Source organism: Micromonospora sp. KC606 (assembly GCF_004348675.1).
In the GTDB taxonomy this organism is placed as follows: domain Bacteria; phylum Actinomycetota; class Actinomycetes; order Mycobacteriales; family Micromonosporaceae; genus Micromonospora.
Genome location: NZ_SMKN01000388.1, coordinates 1 through 2,026, shown reverse-complemented (window position 1 = coordinate 2,026; position 2,026 = coordinate 1). Strand labels below are relative to the sequence as shown.

The window sequence follows — 2,026 nt, the reverse complement described above, 5'->3', positions numbered from 1 at the left end:
GGGGTCGGTGAGCGGGGGGCTGCTCGTCGCGGGCACCACCTCCGACGCGGGCAAGAGCGTGCTCACCGCCGGCATCTGCCGGTGGCTGCACCGGCGCGGGGTGAAGGTCGCCCCGTTCAAGGCGCAGAACATGTCGAACAACTCCGCCGTGGTGGTCGGCTCCGACGGCCGGGGTGGCGAGATCGGCCGGGCCCAGGCCATGCAGGCGGCGGCCTGCGGCATCCCGCCGGACCTGCGGTTCAACCCGGTGTTGCTGAAACCGGGCAGCGACCTGGCCAGCCAGGTGGTGCTCCTCGGCGAGGCCGTCGACACGGTCACCGCCGGCAACTTCCGGCAGCTGCGTCCGCGCCTGGCCGAGACCGCCAACGCGGCGCTGGCCGAGCTGCGCGCGGCGTACGACGTGGTGGTCTGCGAGGGCGCGGGCAGCCCGGCCGAGATCAACCTGCGCGCCGGCGACTACGTCAACATGGGACTGGCCCGACACGCCGGCCTGCCCACGATCGTGGTCGGTGACATCGACCGGGGCGGCGTGTTCGCCGCCATGTTCGGCACGGTCGCCCTGCTCGACCCGGCTGACCAGGCACTCGTCGCCGGATTTGTGATCAACAAGTTCCGGGGCGACCCCGGCCTGCTGAAACCGGGGCTGGACATGCTGCACCGGGTCACCGGCCGGCCCACGTACGGGGTGCTGCCCTGGCACCTCGACCTCTGGCTCGACGCCGAGGACTCCCTGGCGTACGGGCGGGTGCTGGGCCGCCCGGCCGCCCCACACGGCACCGGCTGGCTCGACGTCGCCGTGGTCCGGCTGCCCCGGATCAGCAACGCCACCGACGTCGAGGCGCTCGCCACCGAGCCCGGCGTCCGGGTCCGGCTGACCGTCGAACCCGCCGAGCTGGCCGCCGCCGACCTGGTCGTACTGCCCGGTTCCAAGTCCACCGTCGCCGACCTGGCCTGGCTGCGGGAAACCGGCCTGGCCGACGCGGTCACCGCGCACGCGGCGGCCGGTCGGCCGCTGCTGGGCATCTGCGGTGGCTTCCAGATGCTCGCCCGGGCCGTTCACGACCCGGTGGAGAGCCGCCGGGGCACCGTCCCCGGGCTGGGCCTGCTCCCCGTCGAGATCACCTTCGCTCCGCGCAAGACCGTCCGGCAGTCCGCCGGCACGGCCGGCGGCGTCCCGGTGCGCGGCTACGAGATCCATCACGGGTACGTCTCGACCGCCGATCCGACCCTCCCGCCGTTGCTCAGGTACGCCGACGGCACGGGCGAGGGTGCCCGGCTGGGCACGGTGTACGGCACCCACTGGCATGGCGCGTTCGAGTCCGACGAGTTCCGCCGCCGGTTTCTCACCGAGGTGGCCCACACAGCCGGCCAGTACGGCTTCCGGGTGGCCCCCGACACCGCCTTCGCCGCCGCCCGCGAACGCTCCCTGGATCTGCTCGGCGACCTGGTCGAGGAACACCTGGACACGGACGCGCTCTGGCGGCTGATCGAGTCCGGGCCCCCGGCCGGGCTGCCGTTCATCCCGCCCGGCGCGCCCCCCTCGACCTGACCGCCGGGGCAGCCGGCGACCCGGCGGCCGGGAAATCAGTGGCGGACGTCGGCTGGGCCGTCGTTGAGCGGCAGGCCCGCCTCCCGCCATGCCTGTACCCCGCCGACCATGTCGGTGGCGTTGCGCAGCCCCAGCGCCTGGAGGCTCGCGGCGGCCAGGCTGGAGCTGTAGCCGTGCCGGCACACCACGACGATCTCCCGGTCGTAGCCGGTCGCCTCCGCGATGCGCCACTCGCTGGCCGGGTCGAGCCGCCACTCCAGCACGTTCCGGTCGATGACGATCGCGCCGGGCAGCTCACCCTGCTCGCGGCGCTGCGCCTCGGTGCGGGTGTCCACCAGCAGAGCACCGGCCCGCACCGCCTCGGCCGTCTGCTGCGGGCTCAGCCGGCGCAGCCCGGCCCGGGCCTGTTCCAGCAGGGCGTCCACACCTGGACTCATCACGTCATTGAGCACGTCCAGATCATGCCCGGCCCTGGTC

At 74.1% G+C, this 2,026-nt stretch carries 2 protein-coding genes; one reads left to right on the top strand and one right to left on the bottom strand.

The genetic code is table 11. The annotated features are described in order from the left end of the window. Nucleotides 1-7: 7 nt before the first annotated feature. A complete protein-coding gene (locus tag E1193_RS31240; protein ID WP_132186713.1) occupies nt 8-1,549 on the top strand; it encodes a cobyric acid synthase in 1,542 nt (513 codons plus the stop codon). A gap of 35 nt (nt 1,550-1,584) precedes the next feature. On the opposite strand, the gene E1193_RS31235 is transcribed toward E1193_RS31240, so the two are convergent. Beyond that, entirely contained in the window at nt 1,585-1,986 is a 402-nt protein-coding gene (locus E1193_RS31235) for a rhodanese-like domain-containing protein (RefSeq protein WP_132186712.1), read from the bottom strand. Between the last annotated feature and the right edge of the window lie 40 nt (nt 1,987-2,026).

Excerpts from the sequence above, each read along its gene's own strand:
- E1193_RS31235 (WP_132186712.1), bottom strand. The coding sequence starts at position 1,986 with ATGAGTCCAGGTGTGGACGCCCTGCTGGAACAGGCCCGGGCCGGGCTG.